The sequence below is a fragment of the Atlantibacter sp. MEI4A-1023 genome (assembly GCF_056155425.1).
In genome coordinates this window covers 2,169,263-2,192,150 of sequence record NZ_CM149568.1, presented here as the reverse complement: position 1 = coordinate 2,192,150, position 22,888 = coordinate 2,169,263, and the positions used below count along the sequence as shown (strand labels likewise).

20 protein-coding genes are annotated in these 22,888 nt (G+C 55.9%); 8 read left to right on the top strand and 12 right to left on the bottom strand.

What is annotated here, in order from left to right:
- Positions 1 to 2: 2 nt before the first annotated feature.
- Positions 3 to 1,310: an MFS transporter gene (locus ACVV26_RS10615; RefSeq protein ID WP_474801444.1), complete on the bottom strand. Its 1,308-nt coding sequence runs from the start codon at positions 1,308 to 1,310 to the stop codon at positions 3 to 5.
- A 386-nt stretch (positions 1,311 to 1,696) separates the two neighbouring features.
- Between ACVV26_RS10615 and ACVV26_RS10610 the strand changes: the two genes are divergently transcribed.
- The 4 genes from ACVV26_RS10610 (at position 1,697) to ACVV26_RS10595 (ending at position 4,630) form a co-directional block, all read left to right on the top strand.
- Positions 1,697 to 3,097, top strand: a complete 1,401-nt coding sequence (locus ACVV26_RS10610) for a cytochrome ubiquinol oxidase subunit I (RefSeq protein WP_474801442.1) — start codon at positions 1,697 to 1,699, stop codon at positions 3,095 to 3,097.
- Positions 3,094 to 4,104 carry a cytochrome d ubiquinol oxidase subunit II gene (gene cydB, locus ACVV26_RS10605; protein ID WP_474801441.1) on the top strand — a complete coding sequence of 337 codons (1,011 nt, stop codon included), beginning with the start codon at positions 3,094 to 3,096 and terminating at the stop codon, positions 4,102 to 4,104. Before ACVV26_RS10610 ends, cydB begins: the two co-directional genes overlap by 4 nt.
- Positions 4,104 to 4,235, top strand: a complete 132-nt coding sequence (locus ACVV26_RS10600) for a DUF2474 domain-containing protein (protein ID WP_474801440.1) — start codon at positions 4,104 to 4,106, stop codon at positions 4,233 to 4,235. Before cydB ends, ACVV26_RS10600 begins: the two co-directional genes overlap by 1 nt.
- Before the next feature lie 164 nt (positions 4,236 to 4,399).
- On the top strand, positions 4,400 to 4,630 hold the full coding sequence (locus ACVV26_RS10595; protein ID WP_474801438.1) for a DUF2554 family protein: 231 nt from the start codon (positions 4,400 to 4,402) through the stop codon (positions 4,628 to 4,630).
- 4 nt (positions 4,631 to 4,634) lie between these two features.
- Here ACVV26_RS10595 and ACVV26_RS10590 read toward each other — a convergent pair whose 3' ends face one another.
- A complete protein-coding gene (locus tag ACVV26_RS10590; protein WP_474801436.1) occupies positions 4,635 to 5,720 on the bottom strand; it encodes an NADH:flavin oxidoreductase/NADH oxidase in 1,086 nt (361 codons plus the stop codon).
- A gap of 450 nt (positions 5,721 to 6,170) precedes the next feature.
- On the opposite strand from ACVV26_RS10590, the gene treF reads away from it, so the two are divergent.
- Positions 6,171 to 7,820, top strand: a complete 1,650-nt coding sequence (gene treF, locus ACVV26_RS10585) for an alpha,alpha-trehalase TreF (protein ID WP_474801434.1) — start codon at positions 6,171 to 6,173, stop codon at positions 7,818 to 7,820.
- A 36-nt stretch (positions 7,821 to 7,856) separates the two neighbouring features.
- On the opposite strand, the gene ACVV26_RS10580 is transcribed toward treF, so the two are convergent.
- Both ACVV26_RS10580 and ACVV26_RS10575 read right to left on the bottom strand, forming a co-directional pair.
- Positions 7,857 to 9,821, bottom strand: a complete 1,965-nt coding sequence (locus ACVV26_RS10580; RefSeq protein WP_474801433.1) for a peptidase U32 family protein — start codon at positions 9,819 to 9,821, stop codon at positions 7,857 to 7,859.
- A gap of 233 nt (positions 9,822 to 10,054) precedes the next feature.
- Positions 10,055 to 10,585, bottom strand: coding sequence for a helix-turn-helix domain-containing protein (locus tag ACVV26_RS10575; RefSeq protein WP_474801431.1), 531 nt, complete (start codon positions 10,583 to 10,585; stop codon positions 10,055 to 10,057).
- A 101-nt stretch (positions 10,586 to 10,686) separates the two neighbouring features.
- Here ACVV26_RS10575 and ACVV26_RS10570 point away from each other — a divergent pair, with 101 nt between their 5' ends.
- The gene (locus tag ACVV26_RS10570; RefSeq protein WP_474801430.1) at positions 10,687 to 11,862 is read left to right on the top strand and encodes a benzoate/H(+) symporter BenE family transporter; all 1,176 of its coding nucleotides are present in this window, start codon (positions 10,687 to 10,689) and stop codon (positions 11,860 to 11,862) included.
- Between the two features lie 47 nt (positions 11,863 to 11,909).
- Here the strand turns inward: ACVV26_RS10570 and ACVV26_RS10565 are convergent, their stop codons facing one another.
- The 3 genes from ACVV26_RS10565 to tehA form a co-directional block, all read right to left on the bottom strand.
- Positions 11,910 to 12,581 (bottom strand): DUF3313 domain-containing protein, encoded by a 672-nt coding sequence (locus ACVV26_RS10565; protein ID WP_474801811.1) that lies wholly within the window; start codon positions 12,579 to 12,581, stop codon positions 11,910 to 11,912.
- A gap of 229 nt (positions 12,582 to 12,810) precedes the next feature.
- A complete protein-coding gene (gene tehB / locus ACVV26_RS10560; RefSeq protein ID WP_474801429.1) occupies positions 12,811 to 13,404 on the bottom strand; it encodes a tellurite resistance methyltransferase TehB in 594 nt (197 codons plus the stop codon).
- Positions 13,401 to 14,417, bottom strand: a complete 1,017-nt coding sequence (gene tehA / locus ACVV26_RS10555; RefSeq protein WP_474801428.1) for a dicarboxylate transporter/tellurite-resistance protein TehA — start codon at positions 14,415 to 14,417, stop codon at positions 13,401 to 13,403. Before tehA ends, tehB begins: the two co-directional genes overlap by 4 nt.
- 124 nt (positions 14,418 to 14,541) lie before the next feature.
- Between tehA and ydcK the strand changes: the two genes are divergently transcribed.
- Positions 14,542 to 15,522 carry a YdcK family protein gene (gene ydcK, locus ACVV26_RS10550; RefSeq protein ID WP_474801426.1) on the top strand — a complete coding sequence of 327 codons (981 nt, stop codon included), beginning with the start codon at positions 14,542 to 14,544 and terminating at the stop codon, positions 15,520 to 15,522.
- On the opposite strand, the gene rimL is transcribed toward ydcK, so the two are convergent.
- The 4 genes from rimL to ACVV26_RS10530 form a co-directional block, all read right to left on the bottom strand.
- Positions 15,519 to 16,094, bottom strand: coding sequence for a 50S ribosomal protein L7/L12-serine acetyltransferase (gene rimL / locus ACVV26_RS10545; protein WP_474801424.1), 576 nt, complete (start codon positions 16,092 to 16,094; stop codon positions 15,519 to 15,521). The two genes, ydcK and rimL, sit on opposite strands and share 4 nt — an antisense overlap.
- An 81-nt stretch (positions 16,095 to 16,175) precedes the next feature.
- Entirely contained in the window at positions 16,176 to 17,831 is a 1,656-nt protein-coding gene (locus ACVV26_RS10540) for a glucan biosynthesis protein D (RefSeq protein ID WP_474801422.1), read from the bottom strand.
- A 613-nt stretch (positions 17,832 to 18,444) separates the two neighbouring features.
- Positions 18,445 to 19,221 carry an ABC transporter substrate-binding protein gene (locus tag ACVV26_RS10535; RefSeq protein WP_474801420.1) on the bottom strand — a complete coding sequence of 259 codons (777 nt, stop codon included), beginning with the start codon at positions 19,219 to 19,221 and terminating at the stop codon, positions 18,445 to 18,447.
- Between the two features lie 13 nt (positions 19,222 to 19,234).
- Positions 19,235 to 20,404, bottom strand: coding sequence for a pyridoxal phosphate-dependent aminotransferase (locus ACVV26_RS10530; RefSeq protein ID WP_474801418.1), 1,170 nt, complete (start codon positions 20,402 to 20,404; stop codon positions 19,235 to 19,237).
- Between the two features lie 122 nt (positions 20,405 to 20,526).
- On the opposite strand from ACVV26_RS10530, the gene ACVV26_RS10525 reads away from it, so the two are divergent.
- Positions 20,527 to 21,387, top strand: coding sequence for a LysR family transcriptional regulator (locus tag ACVV26_RS10525; protein WP_474801416.1), 861 nt, complete (start codon positions 20,527 to 20,529; stop codon positions 21,385 to 21,387).
- Here ACVV26_RS10525 and ACVV26_RS10520 read toward each other — a convergent pair.
- The gene (locus ACVV26_RS10520; RefSeq protein WP_474801414.1) at positions 21,374 to 22,885 is read right to left on the bottom strand and encodes a carboxylesterase/lipase family protein; all 1,512 of its coding nucleotides are present in this window, start codon (positions 22,883 to 22,885) and stop codon (positions 21,374 to 21,376) included. The two genes, ACVV26_RS10525 and ACVV26_RS10520, sit on opposite strands and share 14 nt — an antisense overlap.
- Positions 22,886 to 22,888 lie beyond the last annotated feature (3 nt).

Sequence of the window (22,888 nt, the reverse complement as noted above, 5' to 3'; positions counted from 1 at the left end):
ACTCATTCCTCGCTGAGCACTAACTTCTTCTCGTAGTTAATTAACAGGCTGCATACCAGGTAGCACAATCCGCAGGCGGCAAACAGAATCAACGCCGCAAAATAGGAACCGGTCATGCTAACAACCACACCGGTCACCAGCGGAATAATGATCCCGCCGACGTTAGAAAACATATTCATCATGCCGCCCAAAATACCCGCCTGGCTGCGCACGGTTAAGGTGCCCGGCAGCGACCAGTACAATCCCAGGAAGCGCCCAAAGAACAAGGTCACCGCCAGCAGCACAATGGCGGCGTTAGCGCTTTCCACAAAGGCCACCGCGAAAATCGCCAGGGTGGCAATCGCCGCAGAGATGCCCAGCAGCGTGCGCATCACCACGTTCTGACAATAGCCGCGACGCAGCCCTTTTTGCGCCAGCCAGCCGGCAAAATTTTCGCCGAAGAAACCGGAAATATAAATAAAGAACGACGCGCTGGCTAAGGCGTGAATATCCAGGCCGCGCGCCTGAAATAAATAGAGCGGACCAAAGGTTAATAATCCGTAGAACAGCATATTGGCGGTCATAAAACCGACGGCCATAAACCAGAAGGTACGGTGTTTAAGGAAATTTACCGGTTTGCCGATCAGCGTTTTTTGTTCTTCCTGGCTGTCTTCTTTACGATGCTCTTCAGCAATATATCGTGCTTCCAGTTCATTCACTTTCGGGTGCTGTTCCGGCTTATCACGTATATAACGATGGATCACAAACCCTGCCCCGGCGGTAATAATCGCCACGGCGATAAAGGATTCGCGCCAGCCGCCTAATAAACTGATTAACCCGGCAACAATTAAACTGCCAAATGCCGCACCCAGCGTGGATGAGGAGTCCATTAATACTGCGCCCCTGGCGCGGTCTTTTAACGGCAGCCATAGCGCAGCGAGTTTTGCGCCGGTGGGATATTGCGGCGCTTCCGTCGCCCCCAATCCCAGACGGGCGATCAGCATCATGGTGAAGTTCAGCGCCAGCCCTGTGGCTAACTGGCAAACCGACCAGAGCGTTACCGCCCAGGTTAATATCCGGCGCGGCCCAATTTTATCCGCCAGCCAGCCGCCAGGAATTTGAAATAACGCGTAGGTCCAGAAAAATGAGCTTAATAATACCCCTTGCATTTGCGGGCTTAAATCAAACTCTTTGGCAATAAGCGGCATCCCAATGGAGAGAGAAATACGGTCGATATAACTTAACGCGCCCACAAACAATAACAGCACAAATGTTTGCCAACGGACTTTGGTCATTTTAGTGGTATTCGCAATGCTGATTGGGTTTTCCATATACGCACCGTTCATATGTTCATTAAGTGAGCATTTAGTTAAGCAGAGCGCAGGAAAATTAACCAGTGATCACAATCACGTAAACGATCATTAACCGTAATTTCTCATTTTGCGGAAAATAATGAGATTTAAATCACTAAATATCAGCCTTAAAAGCAGTGCTAATGATTTTATATTGAACTTATGAACAACATATTTTTAACCTTTGTACGTTTGCGTCGTTGAATTTCATATAAGTCAGTGAGTAACACTCACTCGCAACCATAACAAAAACAAAATATCAGCAGATTAAATAAACTGTTATAGCCAAATACCCCGCCACTGTTTCTTATCATCCGCCTCGCCTGGGCCTATTCTCCCGCCAGAGCTATTGTCAGGAGCCAGGCATGTTTGATTTGGATGCGTTTCACTTAGCGCGAATACAGTTCGCGTTTACCGTTTCTTTCCACATAATCTTCCCCGCGATTACCATTGGTCTCGCCAGCTATCTGGCGGTGCTGGAAGGCATGTGGCTGAAAACCAAAAATCCGGTATGGCGTTCGCTGTACCACTTCTGGTCGAAAATTTTTGCCGTTAACTTCGGGATGGGCGTGGTGTCGGGGCTGGTGATGGCCTATCAGTTCGGCACTAACTGGAGCGGATTTTCCCAGTTTGCGGGCAGTATTACCGGCCCGCTGCTTACCTATGAAGTGCTGACCGCGTTCTTCCTCGAAGCCGGTTTTCTGGGCGTGATGCTGTTTGGCTGGAACAAAGTCGGGCCGGGGCTGCACTTTTTCTCGACCTGCATGGTGGCGCTGGGCACGCTGATGTCCACTTTCTGGATCCTGGCCTCTAATAGCTGGATGCAAACACCCCAGGGCCACGAAATTATTAACGGCCAGGTGGTACCGGTGGACTGGTTCGCGGTGATCTTTAACCCGTCGTTCCCCTATCGTTTATTCCATATGACCATCGCCGCGTTTTTGAGCAGCGCCCTGTTTGTCGGCGCGTCGGCGGCCTGGCATTTGCTGCGCGGCAACACTACCTCCGCCATCCGCACCATGTTTTCGATGGCGCTGTGGATGACGCTTATCGTCGCGCCCATCCAGGCGCTGGTGGGTGATATGCACGGGCTGAATACGCTCAAGCACCAGCCGGCGAAAATTGCCGCCATTGAAGGCCACTGGGAAAACCCGCCCGGCGAGCCGACACCGCTGCTGCTGTTCGGCTGGCCGGATATGGAGCAGGAGCGCACCCGCTACGGGCTGGCAATCCCGGCGCTGGGTAGCCTGATTTTGACCCACAGTCTCGATAAACAGGTTCCGGCGCTGAAGGCGTTCCCCAAAGCCGATCGCCCTAATTCGCCGATTGTGTTCTGGTCGTTCCGCATTATGGCCGGGCTGGGCATGTTGATGCTGCTGCTCGGGGCGATGGCAGTGTGGCTGCGCTACAAACAGCGCTTGTACACCTCGCGGCCTTTCCTGCGTTTTGCACTGTGGATGGGGCCTTCGGGACTGATCGCTATTCTGGCGGGATGGGTAACCACAGAAGTGGGCCGCCAGCCTTGGGTCGTGTATGGCCTGCAACGCACCGAGGATGCGGTGTCTGCCCACGGCACGCTGCATATGAGCATCAGCCTGCTGGCGTTTTTCGTGGTGTATATGTCGGTATTTGGCGTCGGGTACAGCTATATGGTGCGCCTGATTAAGAAGGGCCCGCAGCCCGAGGACGCGCTGCCGCCGGTTAATGGCACCCCCGCCCGACCGCTGTCTGCCGCAAGCCAGTCAACCTCCGGGGAGGCCGTATGACCTTTGATTTCGCTATTATCTGGTTTGTGATTATCGTATTCGCCACCCTGATGTATATCGTCATGGACGGTTTCGATTTGGGGATTGGCATCCTGTTCCCGTTTATCCGCGATAACGACAATCGCGATGTAATGGTCAACAGCGTCGCGCCGGTATGGGACGGCAATGAAACCTGGCTGGTGTTGGGCGGTGCGGGGCTGTTCGGCGCGTTTCCGCTGGCCTATGCGGTGATTGTCGATGCGCTGACTATACCGCTATCGCTAATGCTGATTGGGCTGATATTCCGTGGCGTGGCCTTTGAGTTCCGCTTTAAAGCCACGCCAGGCCACCGACCGTTCTGGGATAAAGCCTTTATGGCCGGTTCGATTCTGGCGACCTTCTGCCAGGGCGTGGTGGTCGGCGCGGTGGTCAGCGGATTTGAGGTAACCGGGCGCACCTTCAGCGGCTCGCCGCTGGGCTGGCTGACGGCGTTCAACCTGTTCTGCGGCGTAGGGTTAGTGGTGGCTTATGCCCTGCTGGGCGCAACCTGGCTGGTAATGAAGAGCGAAAACCCGCTGGAACAGCGAATGCGCGCCCTGACCCGCCCGCTGCTGCTGGCGCTGCTGGCCGTGATTGCCGGGATCAGCCTGTGGACGCCGCTGGCCCACGCAGAGATCGCCGCACGCTGGTTTACCCTGCCGAATCTGTTCTGGCTGCTGCCGGTGCCGCTGCTGGTTATCGTCTTCAGCCTGTGGCTGTGGCGCTGTGTGGCGGATAGCCGCAGCCATACGCTGCCGTTTGTCCTGACGCTCGGGCTGATTTTCCTGGGTTTCAGCGGATTAGGGATCAGCATCTGGCCGCAAATTATCCCGCCGCACATCAGCATCTGGCAGGCCGCTGCGCCCGTGTCCAGCCTGAGCTTTATGCTGGTCGGCGCGCTGCTGATTATCCCGATTATTTTGATTTACACCTTCTGGAGCTACTACGTGTTTCGCGGCAAGGTGCAGCACGGCGAGGGGTATCACTGATGAAAACCACACTCTGGTCGAAACGGCTGTTCTGGCTGGTGGTGATTTGGGGAGGCAGCGTGTTAACGCTGGCTGCAGTGGGCCTGTTTTTTCGGGTGATTATGGCAGCCGCCGGGTTTACATCCCATTAGGATCAGGCAGTAAAACATGCCCAACCTCAACCCAATGGCAACCAACACGCTTCTTCGTGAGACTTTGCAAAACTGACACAGGGTTTGCAGGCATTTAAAAATCGCAATAATAAACATACGTTATTATTGCGAAATTAGCGCCACCTGCCACACGGAGCAATCTGATGACAAAGAAGCTGATAAGCGCCCTGCTGCTATGCACGGCGCTTTTTTCCGGCCAGAGCGCGGCACAGCGCAATGGGCATGTGTTTTATAAAGTGCAGAACGCGGATACCACGTTACGCCATGCGGCTGACAGCGATGAAATAAGAAGCGCCGCCGAAGAGGCCGCGCTGGATGTGCGGGAACATCATCACTGGTCTACATCCCGCAAGCCGGGGACGCACCAGAATTAACGGCTCAGACTGAAAACAGCCCGCGCAGGTGATGCGGCTCGCTGCGCTGATACTGCGGGACGACGGCGATTTTGCTGCCGAGCTTTGCTGCCGCATGCCACGGCCAGCGCGGATTAAACAAGATCCCACGCGCCAGGGCGATAAACTCCGCCTGGCCGGTGGCGATAATCGCTTCCGCCTGTTCCGGTTCGGTGATCAGCCCCACGGCGATAACGGGCGTCTTCACCTGTTGCTGGATCTGCTGGGCGAAAGGCACCTGGTAGTTCGGGCTGACGGCAATTTGCTGCGCCGGGGATAAACCGCCGGAAGAGACGTGAATATAGGCGCTGCCGCGCGTTTCCAGCGCTTTCGCCAGTTGAATCGAGCTGTCGATATCCCAACCCCCTTCCGCCCAGTCGGTGGCGGAAATACGCACCCCTACCGGCAGCGACACGGCGGCTTTAACGTCATCAAAAATCTCCAGTACCAGCCGGATACGGTTCACCAGGCTGCCGCCGTAATTGTCCGTGCGCTGGTTCGACAGCGGCGACAGGAACTGATGCAGCAGATAACCATGCGCGGCGTGCAGTTCAATCAGATCGAAACCCGCCTTTTGCGCCCGGCGCGCCCCGTCAACAAACGCCTGTTTGATCTGCGCAATATCTTCTGTGGTCATGGCTTTTGGCGCGCGGTATTCGCCAAATCCCAGCGCCGACGGTGCAAGGGTTTCCCAGCCGCCTTCGCTATCTGACAGCGATTTGCCGCCTTTCCACGGCGCATCCACCGAGGCTTTACGCCCCGCATGGCCGAGCTGTATACCGAGTTTAACTGGTGACCAGCGGCGAATAATCTCTACTTCCTGCTGCAACGCATCGCCCAGTTCGTCGCTCCAGATCCCTAAATCCCAGGGAGAGATACGCCCTTCCGGCGTCACGGAGGTGGCTTCAATAATCAGCAGCCCGGCCCCTGACTGCGCCAGGGTGCCGAGATGCACACGGTGCCAGTCTGTCGGCGCGCCATTTTCAGCGGAATACTGGCACATCGGCGCGATAATAATGCGGTTATTCAACGCAAGCTCGCCAAGATGACCAGCGGAAAACAGGTGACTCATCACAAACCTCCAGGGATGGTAATTCCAGTAAATAAACGCTGTGGTCCAGTATAGAAAGGAACCGCCTGTTTCTGTTGGCGATTTTTGCGGCTAACGCCAGGGCGCTTAATATCCGGTTACGGGCTGTTTCCAGAAAACGCACAATATTTACGAATATAGAGCTGTTTGTAGAAAAAGTAGCTTGATTTTCCACCAGGCAACCGCGTTACAATTATGCCTTCACGCTCAAAGCTGAAAGGCCGGGCGTCTCAGGGTTAATTATCAGATTATTTCCCCAGGACATGAAATGCGGGCGAAATAAATGAATTTTAAGCCCATTTGCATCGATGATGCGTCAGTTGTATCGGCCTTTGCGCCCTGAGTTCTTGCCGCTTACCGGCCCGACAAATCCATTTGCTAAACTTAAGAGTAACGCTTTCATAAAAAGCTACTCTGGAGGTTGTTATTAGTATGCTTAATCAGACATCTCGACTCACATTATCGGAATCAGAAGCTTACGAAGAAGACGTTCGGTATGAGTTCGATCCCTGTGAGCTCAAGCTGGATGAGATGGTCGAAGCGGAACCGCTGCCCGAGCTGATTGAAGGCATGCCTGCTCCTGATGCGCTGACACCGGCGGATCGTTATCTGGAGCTGTATGAGCATGTGCAGTCTTCACGCATGTTTCCTGACAGCAAAACCTTTGCCGACTGCGCGCCAAAAATGACGCCGCTGGCGATTTTACTGAACTATCGTCGTGCGAAACGCTATCCGGGTTTTCAGCTGGAAAAATTCGTGCACGACCATTTTCATCTGCCGCAAGACTACAGCAAAGAGTACATCTCCGACCCGGACCGCAGCCTGAAAGACCATATCGACAGCCTGTGGCCGGTACTGACCCGTGAGCCGCAGGAGCATATTGAGTTCTCGTCGCTGCTGCCGTTGCCTCAGTCCTATATTGTTCCGGGGGGGCGATTTCGCGAGGCCTATTACTGGGACTCTTACTACACCATGCTGGGGCTGGCGGAAAGTGGCCGCAACGACCTGCTGCGCTGCATGGCGGATAACTTTGCATGGATGATCGAAAACTACGGTCATATCCCCAACGGTAACCGTACCTATTACCTCAGCCGCTCGCAGCCACCGGTGTTCGCCCTGATGGTGGAACTGTTTGAAGAAGACGGGGTACGCGGCGCGCGGCGCTATCTCGATCATCTGCTGATGGAATACGCTTTTTGGATGGACGGCGCCGATAGTCTGGATTACAACCAGGCCTACCGCCGCGCGGTGAAAATGCCGGATGGCGCGCTGCTTAACCGCTACTGGGATGACCGCGACACGCCGCGCGACGAATCCTGGTATGAGGACGTGGAAACCGCCAAACTGTCTGGACGCCCGGCCAGCGAAGTGTATCGTGATTTACGCGCGGGCGCGGAATCCGGCTGGGACTACTCGACCCGCTGGCTGCGCGATGCCGACCGTCTGGCGAGTATCCGCACGACCCAGTTTATCCCGGTGGATCTCAACGCGTTCCTCTACAAGTTAGAGACCGCGATTTCCAATATCGCAGGCTTGAAGCAGGACGCCATCATGGCGGCCCGATTCCGCGAAAAAGCGCAGGCCCGCCGTAACGCCATGAACCGCTACCTGTGGGATGAGGCCACCGGCACGTTCCGCGATTACGACTGGCGACGCGAATGCCTGGCCTCATTCTCTGCAGCCTGCGTCGTGCCGCTGTATGTCGGCATGGCAACTCACGAACAGGCGCAGAAAATCGCGATTAACGTGCGCGAACGGCTGCTGACGCCTGGCGGTATTCTGGCGACCGATGTGGAAAGCGATCAGCAGTGGGATAAACCCAACGGCTGGGCACCGCTACAGTGGATGGCGATCCAGGGCTTTAAAAACTACAGCGAGGACGGCCTGGCGGACATCATTGCCCATAACTGGATGCGCACCGTGAAGCGCGTGTATATGGAGCAAAACAAGCTGGTAGAAAAATACCATATCGCGGATTACGCGCCGCAGCCCGGTGGCGGGGGTGAGTATCCGTTGCAGGATGGGTTTGGCTGGACCAACGGGGTAACACGCCGGTTAATCAGCCTGTACGGGGAACCGTAATACAACAGCGCCGCCTTAAAGGCGGCGCTGTTGTTTTCAGGCTTTGCGGCCCGGTAAGGTTTTTAACAGCTCATCGGGGCTGATAGAGGCCACCACGCCGCTACCCGGCAGCGGCATCTTCAGAATGTGATTTTTGATTTTGCCGATAACGTGCATTTCGCAAGGACGGCAGTCAAATTTCAGCGTCAGCACTTCATCGCCGTGGATCAGCTGCATCGGCGTGGCCTTCCAGCTCTTAATCGACCCTTTCGCCTGTTTCGGGCACAGATTAAAGGCAAAGCGCAGGCAATGTTTAGTGATCATCACCGGCACGTCGCCTTTTTCCTGATGGGCTTCAAACGCCGCGTCGATGAGCTGCACACCATAGCGATGGTAAAACTCGCGCGCTTTATGGTTATACACGTTCGCCAGGAAGCTTAAGTGGCTGTCCGGGTAGACTGGCGCAGGTTCGCTCACCGCTTTGCGGGTCGCACGCTGATAGGCCGCCAGCCGGGCTTCATCCAGCGCCTCGCTGGTTTCGCGGCGCAACTGGTTAAGCAAGCTGTTCGGCACAAACAGTGCGCCAGGCAAGTTAATCGTCACTGCGCGGGCGTAATACATCGTCTGACCGAGTTTTGTGACACCGTCACGCAGGCTGTTATACGCTTTTTCCGGGTTATTGGCCTCGCTGAATTCCCCGTCCAGGGTTCGCGTCACGCTGACCCCCTCTTCGGAAGTCATGGTCAGGATAAGCTGTTCCTGCCAGCCGCCCAGTTCGATATCCACCGCCACCCGGCGTTCGCTGGAGGTTTTCAGCAGCGCCTGCTGCCAGTTGTGATCGAGGTTACGGTTCAGCGGATGGTGCGGACGCAAGGTTTTCAGCGCATCCGGCATGTCGTTTGGCCAGACGCGGTAACGGCTTTCGGTGAGTTTTTCCACGGTATTGGCGCGGAACCCGACGGCTTCACGTTTTACCAGCACGTTCAGCCCGTCGCCATTTGACAGCGGCTCCGTGACGTCCACGTCAAGGTAATCTTTCGCCACTTTCATCACTTCACCCACCGGCAGGCCGATAAACTTCGGTGAGTCAAACGCGCCGATATCAATTTTGCGGGCGTTAACGAAATAGTCAGTGCTGCCGCGATGGAAGGTTTTATCCGGCGACGGCACAAAGTAGTGCTGGGTCACGCCCGCCGAGGCGCGCGCCAGGTCGCCGCGCTGCTCCATGACTTCATCCAGCAACTGGCGATAGTACGCGGTGATGTTTTTCACGTAGCTCATGTCTTTGTAGCGCCCTTCGATTTTGAAGGAGCGTACGCCTGCATCGACCAGCGCCGCCAGATTGGCGCTCTGATCGTTGTCTTTCATCGACAGCAGGTGTTTTTCATAGGCTACCACGCGGCCCTGGTCGTCTTTCAGGGTGTACGGCAAACGGCAGGCCTGGGAGCAGTCGCCGCGGTTGGCGCTGCGACCCGTCTGGGCATGGGAGATATTGCACTGCCCGGAATACGCCACGCACAGCGCGCCGTGGATAAAGAACTCAATGGTCGCGTCGACGCTGTCGTGAATAGCTTTAATCTGGTCAAGATTCAGTTCGCGCGCCAGCACGATTTGCGAGAACCCGACGTCAGAGAGAAACGTCGCCTTTTCCACGCTGCGGATATCGCACTGGGTACTGGCGTGCAGCTCAATCGGCGGGATATCCAGTTCCAGCACGCCCATGTCCTGGACAATCAGCGCATCGACGCCCGCCTGCCATAACTGGTGGATCAGCGCCTGCGCCGGTTCCAGTTCATCATCATGAAGAATGGTGTTGAGCGTCACGAAGATCTTCGCGCCATAGCGATGGGCGAACGGCACCAGCTCGGCGATATCCCGCAGGCTGTTGCTGGCGTTGTGGCGCGCGCCAAAGCCCGGGCCGCCGATATACACCGCGTCGGCGCCATGAAGGATCGCTTCACGGGCGATGGCGGTGTCGCGTGCCGGGCTCAGAAGTTCAAGATGATGGGAGTGCAGGCGCATGTTTTGTCGTTATCCAGTATTTGAAATGGCGGCTATTGTAGTCACAAGGCGGGCAGATCAGAAGTATTACGTGTCTTTTGCCGTTCTGCGGCAATGCTTCGCGTTTTTTGTTGGTTTGGCGCAGAGAAAATCCGCGCTAAGGTGAAGCCGTATTCCTTCTTGTTCGAATACCCATATCGTCGTGTGGTTATTGATTTTTATTACCGCAAGTTATCGCTTGCGGTATTTTTTTGTCATATCCGCGCGTAATGAATTAACGAATGGAAGCGTACCGGTTCAGCGGTCTGGTTGCGGTAAGCATGCGTCTGATCGGCGTGGAAGCGTTGTCCCTCTCCCACCGCCAGCGTTTGCCATTCTCCCTGAAGCCGCAATTGCAACTCGCCGCTAATGACTACTACGTGTTCTATCACACCGCGCTCATGGGCTGATGATTCGCTCATCGCACCGGGAGCCAGCGTGACCACCAGCAGATCAAAACCCAGGTGTTCATCATACGGGAACAGCGGTTCGGCGGTCATTCCCTGATGGGCATCATACACCGGGCGTTCGCTGGCCTGCGGTGGGATGATAAACGCCGAAAACGGCACGTTAAAACCGGTGGCGATTTTCCACAGCGTCGCCACCGTCGGGCTTGATTCCTGGCGCTCAATTTGCCCCAGCATCGCCTTCGATACGCCGGTCTGTTGTGCGGCCTGGGTTAAACTCCAGCCGCGCGCCTGGCGCAGCGCTTTCAACGTATCGCTTAAATGGGTAGCAATATCCATCACATTCCCCAACGGCTTAAAAAGGCCAGTTTACCTGCTTGTGCGTTATAGCGCACAGTGTTATTTTTCATGGACGCTATAACGCACAACGGACATAAACGATGCGTCAATTCACTTTTCCCACGTTACTGGCCGGATTGGTCGCCGTACTGGTGGGCTACGCCAGCTCCGCTGCCATTATCTGGCAAGCCGCGGCGGCGGCAGGCGCGAATGCAGATCAGATTGCAGGATGGATGACCGCGTTGGGCATCGCGATGGGCGTCAGTACCCTGGGATTATCACTGTGGTATCGCGTACCGGTATTAACCGCCTGGTCGACGCCCGGCGCGGCGTTGCTGGCGACCAGCCTGCACGGCGTGACGATGAATGAAGCCATTGGCGTGTTTATCTTCGCCTCCGCGCTGATTGTGCTGTGCGGCGTCACCGGCCTGTTTGCCCGGCTGATGACGCTGATCCCTCACAGCCTGGCCGCCGCGATGCTGGCCGGCATTTTACTGCGCTTTGGCCTCGATGCTTTCGCCACCCTGCCCGCTAACGGCTTGCTGTGCGGCGTTATGTTGATCGCCTGGCTTATCGCCAAAGCCATTGCGCCACGTTACGCCATCGTCGCGACGCTTGTCGCCGGGCTGGCGATTTGCCTGGTGACCGGGCAGTTTCACACCAGCCAGACGGATATCACGCCTGCGCTGCCCGGCTTCACCCTGCCGCACTTTACGCTGCAAAGTTTACTCGGCATCGGCCTGCCGTTTTTCCTGGTGACCATGGCGTCGCAGAATGCGCCCGGTGTGGCGACGCTAAAAGCCTCGGGCTATCAGGTGCCGGTATCGCCGTTGATGACGGTCACCGGGCTGATTGCGCTGGTGATGGCGCCGTTTGGCGTGTTTTCCGTGTGCATTGCTGCGATCACGGCAGCGATTTGCCAGAGCCCGGATGCGCACCCTGAGATGAATAAACGCTGGCTGGCCTCGGCGGCGGCAGGCGGATTTTATCTGCTGGCTGGCGTATTCGGCGGCGCAATCACCGCGCTGATGACGGCGCTGCCGCTCGCCTGGATCCAGATGCTGGCGGGCCTGGCGCTGCTGGGCACCATCGGTGGCAGCCTGCACCAGGCGCTAACCCATGAAACCGATCGCGATGCTGCGATTGTGACGTTTTTAATTACCGCATCGGGCATTACGCTGGGCGGAATTGGCTCGGCATTCTGGGGATTAATTGGCGGCGGAATTGGCTATGTCGTATTGGGTATGGCGCGGAGCCGGGGAAATAAAAAAATGTGACGCGCTATAAAACCTATTTAACGGGGGAGCGAACTCCCCCGAATTTATTATTGCTTTTTGGTGATATCAAACATTTTGGCGTCGGTCGCCATATCGTCGACAACCTGTTTTAAGTTTTCTAAAGCCATGGGGGTATTTTCGTTGTTCAGGTCTTTACCTTCACCTTTACGCACCACTTTAAACACCGGCTTTTTAGTTGCGGCGTCAATCAGCTCGCCTTCAAAATAAAGGTTGGTATCCATTGTGCGATGGCCAGTGGCCATTTGCGTTCCGGCGACTAACAACGCGACCGGCACTACTTCATAGAACTGTAAGCCTTCACTGCTGCTGTCAACACCGGTGATCGCGCCACGGAAGATCAGGCTGCGCGGCCCTGGGGTCGCAACCAGCGGCTTACGTTCTGCGGCCGCCGCTTTCATCTGCTGATTGGTGTAATTAAGCAATTGCGTCAGAACCTTCTCACCAATCTGCGTGGTGGGTTTAGGAACCGGGTAGTACACGATCGGGGTATAGACAATGCTGTCGTAATTATTTGGATTAAAGTCAGGTGCAACCCAACGCATCACGGTTTTGCCGGTGGATGAAGTTGTTTCCTGTAAGCCTGAGTAGTCTTTCAAAAAACCGGAGTATTTTTCCGGTGAGGTGACTTTTGACGCACAGCCTGCAAGCGCGAGCGCTGCACAAAGCACCGAAGCCTTAACAAATAAAGAGGTTCTCATTTTTTGCACCTGTAATTGCACATAAGCAGACAAGTTATAGCAAAGCTATCAAAGAGTTTTGAGGCATAAATAGCTATCTGAGAAAAAATCCGATTACCTGTGCAAATTTAAGGCAGTAATATTTTTCTGGCAAATAAAATCAATATCCGTATTTCAAGATTTAATTAGCAGAGTAAGCAATCGGCAGGAAACAAAATGGCTGGCGCGAGAGGATCGCGCCAGCGGAATATTAAGGTTTGCGCGCCAGCAAGGTGGCAAAACGTAATTTAATGCGGTTACCCGCTTCATCAGTACGGTGCAACTCACCCGGCTCTTCGTTGTATTTCACAACTTCCCAACCGGCATAGTAACCGCTCAGCTCACCCTCGCGGAACGCGAACGGGAAGCCAACAGTGCACGGGAAGTCTTCGGTATCCATCGCCGCGACAATCAGGTTATAGCCGCCGCTTTTGGTGCAGCGCTGCATATTGTCAATCAGGCCTGCAATGGTGGTCGATTCAAGGAACATCATCACCACAGTGGACAGAATGAAATCATACTCACCGTCGAATTTCAGGCTGTTCAGATCGCGCACGTCGCTTTGCAGATTGTTCAGCCCTTCCGCTTCCACCACGCGTTGCAGATTGGCGATGCTCATCGGGTTTTTGTCCCAGGCGGTGACGTCAAAACCGTTGGCCGCCAGGTACAGGCTGTTGCGGCCATTACCACAACCCAAATCCAGCACCTTGCCAGGTGTCAGGTAAGGCATGGCAGCGACAACTTCAGAGTGCGTGCGGGTTAAGCCATATTTGTCGGTAAAATAATTTTCATCACGAACGGTCATAGTGATTCCTTAGAAGTATGAGAAACAGAAGTACGAATCAAGAGTTTGCCCTGGCACAACAAAATCAGCGTGCGAACGAGCAGCAGGCCGATAAGCACGTTACTGCTGATAAACAGCGGTAACGCCAAAAAATGAAAAACGCCGTCCGGCGCGGCATGCCCAAGATGCAGCGTGGTAGTGGCCAGCGCCGACAGGCCGAACGAGAAGCTCCAGAAGGTGGGGTTAAACGGCTGGGAGAGATACCACGGCGCCAGGCGGATCATAAACAGCGCCTGCAACAAACCATAGCCGAACAGCATTTTCGCGAACATATCCGCCTCGCCGCCGTTAACGCTTAGCAGCGCGCTACAGGCCACCAGCGCCGGGGCCATCTGGATGCCAAGCGAGGTGCGCACCGCCGGGGGCATTTCCCCTGCGCTGCGCATACGGTGCAAAATCGCCGGTTCCAGGCTCAGCCAGGACAATACCCCGGCCCCTAAAAACAGAATGCCTAAATCATGGAAACCCAGCGCGCCGCAGGCCATGGTGCTGATGAAGTTGTTAGCGACGGTGGGTAAATAGAGTCCCGGCGTGGTGGCTTCATGGGGATGCTTCCCGCGCCACAGCCCGGCGTTTTGCCAGGCGGCATACAGCAACTGGCTCACCGCGCCGATGCTGAACAGCGCCACCGCCAGCGGGCGCACCCACGGGGCCAGTCCAATCGATACCAGCATCGTAGTGGCCGGGAACAGGCTCACGTAGCTGCTCATCAGCGGATGCAGGATTTCCGCTTTTACCGTTTGCGGGTGCGCCATCAGACGCCAGACAAACGCCATCGCCAGCAAAAACCAGATCAGCGTCGCCAACGCCACCAGCCCTTCGCCGATCCACGGCGATACCAGCCAGATTGTTGCCGCGTAACGCCAGGAGAAGCCGATCCCGATAGTGCCCAATACCATACCGAAATACCCGGCAGGCAGATTCAATAGAGTTGATGACGCGCTGGCGGATTGCCAGGCAATGGTTTTATTCATTTTGTTTAAAGTTTAAAAATATATTTGATATGCATTTTATGGGACTCCGGCGCGAATTACCATAACCCGCAGGTTGCTGAAAAGTTTGCTACGGTTAGTCAATGCGCATAACGGAGCCATTAGCATGGAAAAATACCGGTTAACGGACGCCACCAGAACGGTTGACTATCAGGAAAATGGCGTCACTCACAAATTTACCCTGCGCCAGATAGAAGCGCTGCGTGATTTTAGTGATATCAAAGCGGGAACCCTGGGCGGCTGGATGGAGGATGAAAGCAATCTTAGCCATGACGGCGATTGCTGGGTTTACGATCATAACAGCGCGGTCTTCGCCGGAGCGAGCGTCAGCGGCAATGCGCGAGTTACCCAGCCCTGCACCCTCAGCCACGGCGCGTCGCTCGCTGGTGAGTGCTGGGCGGATCGCGCGGATATCAGCCACGGTGCGGCTGTATACGATCGCGCCATGATCCAGGCATCGCAGGTACGGGGTGAATGTCGGATTTATGGCGATGCGCGGGTAATGCATCAGAGCCAGGTGATCGCCGCCGTGGGGTTGACCGAAGACCGCGACCAGCGGCTGCAAATCTACGATAACGCCACGGTTAACGCCTCACGCATCGTCCACCAGGCGCAAATCTATGGCCGGGCGCTGGTGAACTACGCGTTTATCGAGCATCGCGCCCAGATCTACGAGGATGCGATTTTAGAAGGCAACGACGAAAACAACGTCTGGGTCTGCGACTGCGCGCAAATCTACGGCCAGGCGCGGATTGTTGCCGGAACCGAGATCGACCAGTGCCCCACCATCCGCTACAGTTCGCAGGTGTTCGGCAACGCGGTGATTGAAGGCGACTGCGTACTGAAACATCACGTACACGTGTTCGACGACGCGGTGATTACCGGTGGCCCGGTGCAACTGGACGACCGGATAAAGATTTGCGGCCATGCGCGGGTGACCGGCAACGTATTGATTGAAAATCAGGTCACCGTCATGGATAACGCCGTGATAGAAGCCTTTAACGGCGATCCGCTGCATCTTCGCGGCGCGAAAATTCTCAACGGCAATCAGTATATTACCCGCACGCCGGTTATTGGGGCGATTTAATGCCCGGTTTGTGATGGTTTATCTATGATGCGCGCATACATATTCTGATCGTGAAACGCGCCGTTCAGGTATTCCGCCTGCTTCAGGCAACCTTCCAGAACAAACCCGTTGCGCAGCGCCACCTGGTTGCTGGCATGATTAGTGACGATGCACTTAATCACGAAGCGGCGCACGCTGCCTTCGTTGGCGTAATGCTGCATCATCGCCTGTAGCGCCTGAGAAATAATGCCCTGCCCCTGTAAACCTTCATCCAGCCAGTAGCCAATATAGGCGGCCTTATTCGTCGGTTCGATCTGGTTAAACGAAATCACGCCGCATACCGCGTCATGGCGCAAAATCATAAACATTTTGGCATAGCCGCGATGGTGCAACTGATAATTGCCCTGCACCGTGCGGCGGATATCGTTACTGCTGACCACCGACTTCGGCCACTCCATCGCCTGTTGCAGGTAGGCTTTATTGCGCTCAACCAGTTGATATAGCGGCTCAATAAACGGGTCGTTGACCGAGTGCAGTTTCAGGGTGTCGTTAATAATAATGATGTCGTCATGCCACTCAGCGGGATTTTGCACGCGGGGTCTCCGGATGGTGTTTTTTTATTAGCATAACGTAAAAAGGGGAGCCTTCGCTCCCCTCAACATTTGCCAGACCGATTAGCGCATCTGGCGATCGTCAACGTAATGACGTTTGTCCGGCGCGGGCGGGAAGTACTGATACAGCCAGGTTTCGCTGATGGTCTCGCCCTGGCAGCGCAGGAACATGCGCATTTCCACCGGATCCGTCGAGTCGGATGTCGGGTGCCAGTCGAACAGAATACGGTAACCGTCAAACGGTTCGACATACAAAATTTCAATCTGCTTCGCTTCGCCGCTGGACAGCGTGATCACCGGCTCAATGCCTTTCGGCGCGGCGTCTTTCAGATTGCCGCCGATAAAATCAATGGCGAAACGGCGTGACCAGGTGGTCGGGAAATGCTCGCCCGGTGCCCAACCTTCCGGGAAACTGCCCATCCCGGTGCGGGTGGCGAGAATATTCGCCAGCGGCGAGCGCACCGGCGGTTCGCCGCTCCAGTACAGCTTGTATTTGAAATTGAGCTGATCGCCCGCTTTCACCGGCTTTTCCGGCTGCCAGAAGCAGACGATGTTATCCAACGTTTCCCCGGTGGTCGGGATCTCCATCAGGCCGACGGTACCCTTGCCCCATTTGTTGGTCGGTTCGACCCACAGGCTTGGGCGTTTGTTGTACCAGCCCATGATGTCCTGATAGCTCTCGAAATTACGGTCGGTTTGCACCAGGCCGAAGCCTTTCGGGTTATCGTCGGTAAAGGCGTTGAACTGCAGACGCTGCGGGTTATTCAGCGGACGGCACACCCATTCGCCGTTGCCGCGCCACATTGCCAGGCGGTCGGAGTCGTGGATTTGCGGATGGATGGTGTCGCACATCCGGCGCTCGTTAGTGCCGCAGGCGAACATACTGGTCATCGGCGCGATACCCAGTTGTTTGATGTCTTTACGCGCGAACAGGCGGTTTTCTACCTCCATCACCACCCGCTTCTCTTCGCAGTGGATAATGAATTTGTACGCGCCGGTGACGCTCGGGCTATCGAGTAGCGCATACACCACAAATGTGGTGTCGTCGGCTTTCGGGGTTTCAAACCAGAAGGCGGTGAAATCCGGGAATTCTTCCAGGCTATCGGTAAAGGTATCTACTGCCAGACCGCGCGCCGAGAGGCCGTACTGGTAGGTACTGTCAACGGCGCGGAAATAGCTCGCGCCGAGGAACGACACGATATCGCGGCGCGCCAGTTCCGGGGCTTTGAAAGCGCGGAAACCGGCGAAGCCGAGATCGGGCTGGCCCACTAGCTGTTTGGTGTCGACGCCCGCATCGTGATATTTGAACAGTTCAGGGCGGAAGTGGATTTCACGCGCCTGATGGGAGGACGGGTCGAGGGAAAACATCCGCACGCGGCGGCGGAAGCCCATGCCAACGTGGAAGAACTGCACGTCCAGTTCGCGCCCAGGGATATTGTTCCACAGCGAGTGTTCCGCATCGTACTGAATGCTGTTGTACGCCTGCGGGGTTAAGGTCGCCAGGGTATCCGGCAACGGACGCGGTGCGCCGCCCCAGGGTTTTTTGGCTAAATCGCCTGCCATGGATTGCAGAACGTCGAAATCAAATGCGCGCGACAGCCCGTCGGCGATATCTGACTCTTGCGCCCATGCTGCGTTAGAAAACAGGGTCATCAGACCCGGCGTACCGCAAGCGGCGGCAAGTGCCATTGAGGCTTTAATAAAACGTCTGCGATTCATGCCTGAGAACGCGTCCTTTTGGAGTCAAAGAGTGCTGTCACGCGCAGCGCCAACAGCGGCAATTTATTGTATTTGTTACGACCGCTCACTCTAGTCAAAATTCATTTTGAAGCCAATAGCTTTCCACGCGCACCGTCACGCTTGTAGAAAGGAAAAACGTGTTATCTTGCGCCATGTAAAGAAAGGTCAACTTTCAGAAAAAATAAGCTGTTGTTATTTAGCTGTTTCGCAGCATCTCATTAAACCGGTTTGCACGTTTTGACAAATCGCTTTCTGTTTCGATGTCGGGGATAAACAGAATCATCTGAAGGGGGATTTTGCACGCCCACACATAACTGAAATATATCTTTCGGCGGGCTTGCCAGGCGGTAAAAGACGGGGTAGTTTCAGCGTCGCGCCAGGGGTGGGATTACCCTCTCCCTTGCGTATATGCCTTTATTCCTCTCGTTGAGAGGGCCCGATACCACAATAAAAATATCGGGCGGACACCAAATTATATTAATGATGATAGCTTGTGGTGGCCCGGCGTTGCCGGGTTCTCTTCAAATGTCCAGCGGCATAAAAAAACCCCGTTTCGCAAGAAATCGGGGTTTTTACTTTTCAGGGGGAGCGGTTATTTAACGCTAACGTCGATGCCTGGGAAGTACTGCGCAGCCAGTTTAGTGATGGTGCCGTCGGCGCGGACCTTATCAATCGCGGCGTCCAGCTGTTTTTTGGTTTCCTCATCGCCTTTACGCAGGCCGAAACCGATACCGCTACCGAGGATTTTATCGTCAACCACCGGTTTGCCGATAAAACCGAAGCCTTTGCCCTGCGGTTTGCTCAGGAAGCCGCCCTGACCCGCAGCCGACATCACCAGCGTGGCGTCGATACGTCCGTTCACCAGGTCACCCCACGCCAGGTTCTGATCTTTATAGGAAACCACTTCAACGCCCTGCTTTTCCCAGTGCTCTTTGGCATAGGTTTCCTGAATGGACCCCTGCAATACGCCGATGGTTTTGCCTTTCAGCGCTTCCGGAGTGGCATCCAGCGCGCTGCCTTCTTTACCCACCAGCTGTGACGGAATACGGTAGATCGGCTGGGTAAAGTCGATGCTCTGGCGGCGCTGTTCGGTAATGTTCATCGCCGAGTTGATAGCATCGAATTTCTTCGCGACCAGGCCGGGGATCAGGGTATCAAACGAGGTTTCTACCCAGCTACATTTCAGGCTGGCAGCCTGGCAGATGGCTTTGCCCAGTTCGATATCAAACCCTTCCAGTTCGCCCTGTGAATTGCGGCTTTCAAACGGCGGGTATTCTGCTTCCAGGCCGTAGCGCAGCTCGGTCGCCGCCAGAGAAGAGAACGATGTCACCATCCCCAGTGCCAGACACAGCATTTTCATTTTAGTCATTGTGATCCCCTTCTTAGCGTGGCTTAACCTGACAGAGCGCCTGCGCCCCTGCCCGTAACGTCGCTTCATCTTTGGCAAAAGAGAGGCGAATCAATTTATTATCGGTTCCGTCTGTGTAAAACGCCGACAGCGGAATCGTTGCTACACCATAATCCACGATCAGCCGTTTCACCATCTCGCTGTCGCTTTCATCGCTAAAATGTTCATAGCTCGCCAGCAGGAAGAACGATCCGGCGCTCGGCAGCAGTTTAAACGGCGACGCCGCCAACAGCGTTTGCATCAGATCGCGTTTACGCTGGTAAAACTCGCCTAGCGACAGATAGCGCGCCGGGTCGCTCATATAGTCGGCGAAAGCGTACTGCATCGGCGTATCGGCGGAAAACATCAGGAACTGATGCACTTTTATCACTTCATCCATCAGCGCCGCCGGCGCCAGGCAATAGCCCACGCGCCAGCCGGTTACATGGAACGTTTTGCCGAACGAGGAGATAATCACGCTGCGTTCCGCCAGCGCCGGATGGGTCGCCATACCGTGGTGCTTCAGACCATCGAACACGATGTGCTCATAGACTTCATCAGACAAAATCACGATATCGGTGTTGCGGGTGATGGCGGCGAGTTTTTCCAGATCGTCGCGGCTGAACACCTGGCCGCTCGGGTTATGCGGCGTGTTGACGATAATCATCCGGGTGCGCGGCGTGATCGCGGCCTGCACTTCATCCCAGTCCACGGCGAAATCCGGCACCGTCAGTTTGATCGCCACCGGCGTCGCGCCCTGCAACCGGACAATCGGCGCATAGCTGTCGAACGACGGCTCGAAATAGATAACCTCGTCTCCCGGATGCACCAGGCCGCTGATGGCGCAGTAAATCCCTTCGCTGGCGCTGGCGGTGATCAGTACTTCGCTGTCGGCGTCGTAGTTCGCGCCATACAGCGCCGCGACTTTTTCGGCGATCAGCGTTTTGAGGGTAACCAGCCCGGTCATCGGCGCGTACTGGTTGCGGTTGGCTTCCATCGCCCGGGTGACGCCGGCGATCAACTGCGGATCGCAGGGGAAATTAGGCGCACCCTGAGAAAGATTAATCGCCTGGTGTTGGGCGGAAAGCTGACCAATCACAGTAAAAATCGTGGTGCCGACATCGGGCAGTTTGGAGCGTAATTGTACCGGCGTGTGATGGGGCATATTGGTTCCTTTCTCGTTTTGAGTGCATAACTATTCAAACCGCAGTGCGATAGCTCTGCAACCGATTTGTTGTCATAATAGCCATGCAAAAAATGCATGGCTTAAAACTTCAGGGAGCCGTTATGACGCGCCGCACTCTTCCTTTAAATGCGCTTGAGGCGTTTTTAGTGACCGCCCGCCACCTCAATTTAACCCACGCGGCGCGCACGCTGTATCTGACCCAGGGCGCAGTAAGCCGCAAAATCGCCGCGCTGGAAAACTGGTTCGGTTTTACGCTTTTCGAGCGCCATGCTCGCGGATTACGGCTGACGCCGCAGGGCAGCGCCCTGCTGCCGGAACTGCAAAGCGCATGGGATCAGTTAATGACCACCGCCGAACAGGCGCGCCAGCAGCATAACATTATCCGCCTGAAAGCCCCGACCTGCGCCATCCGCTGGCTGGTGCCGAAGCTGATGCAACTGGAAAAGACGCTCAACGACGTACAGGTCACGCTGACCACGACCACCGATCATGACGTCAATTTCAAAACTGAGCCCTACGACGCGGCGATTATTTTCGGTGCCCATAAAACCCAGGGATTTTTGCTGTTTGATGAGGCGCTAACGCCGGTATTAAGCGCTTCAACGATCGGTGAAATACCCGCCACAGCGGAAGCGCTGGCACCGTTGACCTTTTTGCATCCCACCCGTGATAAAACCGACTGGTCGCTATGGCTGGCCCAGCAGGCGTCGCCGCGGCCGGTTATGCGTAAAAATCAACACTTCGATACTATGGATTTAGCCATCAGCGCGGCGATCCAGGGGTTTGGCGTGGCGATTGCCGATGAACGGCTGGTGGCAGAAGATTTACGCGCCGGGCGGCTGGTCCGTCCGTTCCCCCAGAGCGTAAAAACCGGCGCCAGCTACCGTCTGGTGCTGCGCGATGCGCCGCAGGAAAACGAGCTGATGGCGGCATTTGTCGCGCAGTTGCTTACTCCAGACTGACATGATGGCGCATCACCCGCCGGAACAGCGCCAGCCGGGCGCGCATAAAGCGGTTCTCCAGTTTAAAGCGCGGCTGTTGATCTACGCCCAGGCGCATCAGCCGGTCGCGCCCTGGCAGGCAGGCTGGCCAGCGTAGCGGCCCTTCTAAAACCGTATGCTCAGCGCTGGCGTGTTTGGCGAAGCTGACCCAGTAATCCGCTATCCGGGCGCTGAAGGTTAAATCGCGCGCGTTAACGTAATGACGCGCCGGTTCGCTGAGCGTTAAGGTGTCAAATACGTAAGGCACTTCATTGCCGTGCCAGGTGCCGTTGGGATAGGTTTCACGCTCCGCTTCAGCCACATAGTCAAACCAGTAGCGCCAGCAGGGCTGATTGACCCGCTGCTGGGCCTGCATCGCCACATAGCCCATGGTGGTGAACGCCATATCGCGGCATACCTGACGGCCTAATTCCTCATCGCCGCGCACGCCGGGATAGAGCAGTTTAATTAACCCCAGTCCCAGCCGCTTTTCCCGCCGCAGCTTGTGAATTTGCGCTTCCAGCGACACGCCAAAGTACGCCAGTACGCTCGCCTCATCACTATTACTGCCAATCATCAGCGGCAGTGGGTGCTGACGGGCGTGAAACAACACATCGAGCATCGGCTCTGGCAGTACCCGGTCGCCGCTAATGGGCGCGGGGCCGATATTCAACGGCGCTTCCAGCGGCCAGAAGGCGTCGGCAGGTAGCTGGCGCAATTGCGCTGCCGTGGCGTCTTCCAGCCCAAAATGCTTCGCGACGCGCTGGCCTTTCTCCAGCGCTTTTTCACGCTTCACATCAGGCAAGGTATAGGCGCTTTGCACAATGGCCTTATGAAATAAACCGCTGGCCAGCGGCGACGCCATCAGTGACAATACGCTGCGCCCTCCGGCGGATTCGCCAAACAACGTGACGTTGTCACGGTCACCGCCAAACGCAGCGATATTTTCCTGCACCCAATGCAGCGCGGCAATTTGATCCAGCAAGGCGAAGTTATGGGTCGGCCCGTCAGGATCTTCCCCCTCCAGCGCCGGATGAGCGAAGAAACCCAGGTGCCCAAGCCGGTAATTTATCGTTACCAGCACCACGCCGCGTTTTGCCAGCGCCTGCCCGTCATAGGGCGGTAACCCGCCTGCGCCAATGGTGTAGCCGCCGCCGTGGATCCACACCATCACCGGGAGCGGCTGAGGCAAGTCGACGGGCGACCAGATATTGAGATACAGACAATCTTCAGAGAACTGCCCCGGATCGCCGCCGCCGATGGCCTTACAGTAGTCGAGGTTTTGCCAGCTGGCGCGGGAGAACGCATCGGCCTGCCGTACGCCCCGCCACGCCGCAAGCGGCTGCGGGGCGCGCCAGCGTAAGTCACCGGTGGGCGGCGCAGCGTAGGGAATACCGCGCCAGACATGTATATCGTCAATTTGCTGGCCGAGCAGTTGCCCCTGAGCCGTCGCGACCAGCGGATGTTGAGGTGTTTTCATCGG

Bases quoted from the DNA above. Each gene is read 5' to 3' on its own strand.
- ACVV26_RS10575 (WP_474801431.1), bottom strand. From the start codon at position 10,585: ATGGATATTGCTACCCATTTAAGCGATACGTTGAAAGCGCTGCGCCAG.
- ACVV26_RS10600 (WP_474801440.1), top strand. From the start codon at position 4,104: ATGAAAACCACACTCTGGTCGAAACGGCTGTTCTGGCTGGTGGTGATT.
- ACVV26_RS10530 (WP_474801418.1), bottom strand. From the start codon at position 20,404: ATGCCCCATCACACGCCGGTACAATTACGCTCCAAACTGCCCGATGTC.
- ACVV26_RS10570 (WP_474801430.1), top strand. From the start codon at position 10,687: ATGCGTCAATTCACTTTTCCCACGTTACTGGCCGGATTGGTCGCCGTA.
- ydcK (WP_474801426.1), top strand. From the start codon at position 14,542: ATGGAAAAATACCGGTTAACGGACGCCACCAGAACGGTTGACTATCAG.
- ACVV26_RS10540 (WP_474801422.1), bottom strand. From the start codon at position 17,831: ATGAATCGCAGACGTTTTATTAAAGCCTCAATGGCACTTGCCGCCGCT.
- ACVV26_RS10590 (WP_474801436.1), bottom strand. From the start codon at position 5,720: ATGAGTCACCTGTTTTCCGCTGGTCATCTTGGCGAGCTTGCGTTGAAT.
- ACVV26_RS10520 (WP_474801414.1), bottom strand. From the start codon at position 22,885: ATGAAAACACCTCAACATCCGCTGGTCGCGACGGCTCAGGGGCAACTG.
- ACVV26_RS10595 (WP_474801438.1), top strand. From the start codon at position 4,400: ATGACAAAGAAGCTGATAAGCGCCCTGCTGCTATGCACGGCGCTTTTT.
- ACVV26_RS10535 (WP_474801420.1), bottom strand. From the start codon at position 19,221: ATGACTAAAATGAAAATGCTGTGTCTGGCACTGGGGATGGTGACATCG.
- ACVV26_RS10565 (WP_474801811.1), bottom strand. From the start codon at position 12,581: ATGAGAACCTCTTTATTTGTTAAGGCTTCGGTGCTTTGTGCAGCGCTC.
- ACVV26_RS10580 (WP_474801433.1), bottom strand. From the start codon at position 9,821: ATGCGCCTGCACTCCCATCATCTTGAACTTCTGAGCCCGGCACGCGAC.
- ACVV26_RS10615 (WP_474801444.1), bottom strand. From the start codon at position 1,310: ATGGAAAACCCAATCAGCATTGCGAATACCACTAAAATGACCAAAGTC.
- ACVV26_RS10525 (WP_474801416.1), top strand. From the start codon at position 20,527: ATGACGCGCCGCACTCTTCCTTTAAATGCGCTTGAGGCGTTTTTAGTG.
- cydB (WP_474801441.1), top strand. From the start codon at position 3,094: ATGACCTTTGATTTCGCTATTATCTGGTTTGTGATTATCGTATTCGCC.
- tehB (WP_474801429.1), bottom strand. From the start codon at position 13,404: ATGACCGTTCGTGATGAAAATTATTTTACCGACAAATATGGCTTAACC.
- ACVV26_RS10610 (WP_474801442.1), top strand. From the start codon at position 1,697: ATGTTTGATTTGGATGCGTTTCACTTAGCGCGAATACAGTTCGCGTTT.
- treF (WP_474801434.1), top strand. From the start codon at position 6,171: ATGCTTAATCAGACATCTCGACTCACATTATCGGAATCAGAAGCTTAC.
- tehA (WP_474801428.1), bottom strand. From the start codon at position 14,417: ATGAATAAAACCATTGCCTGGCAATCCGCCAGCGCGTCATCAACTCTA.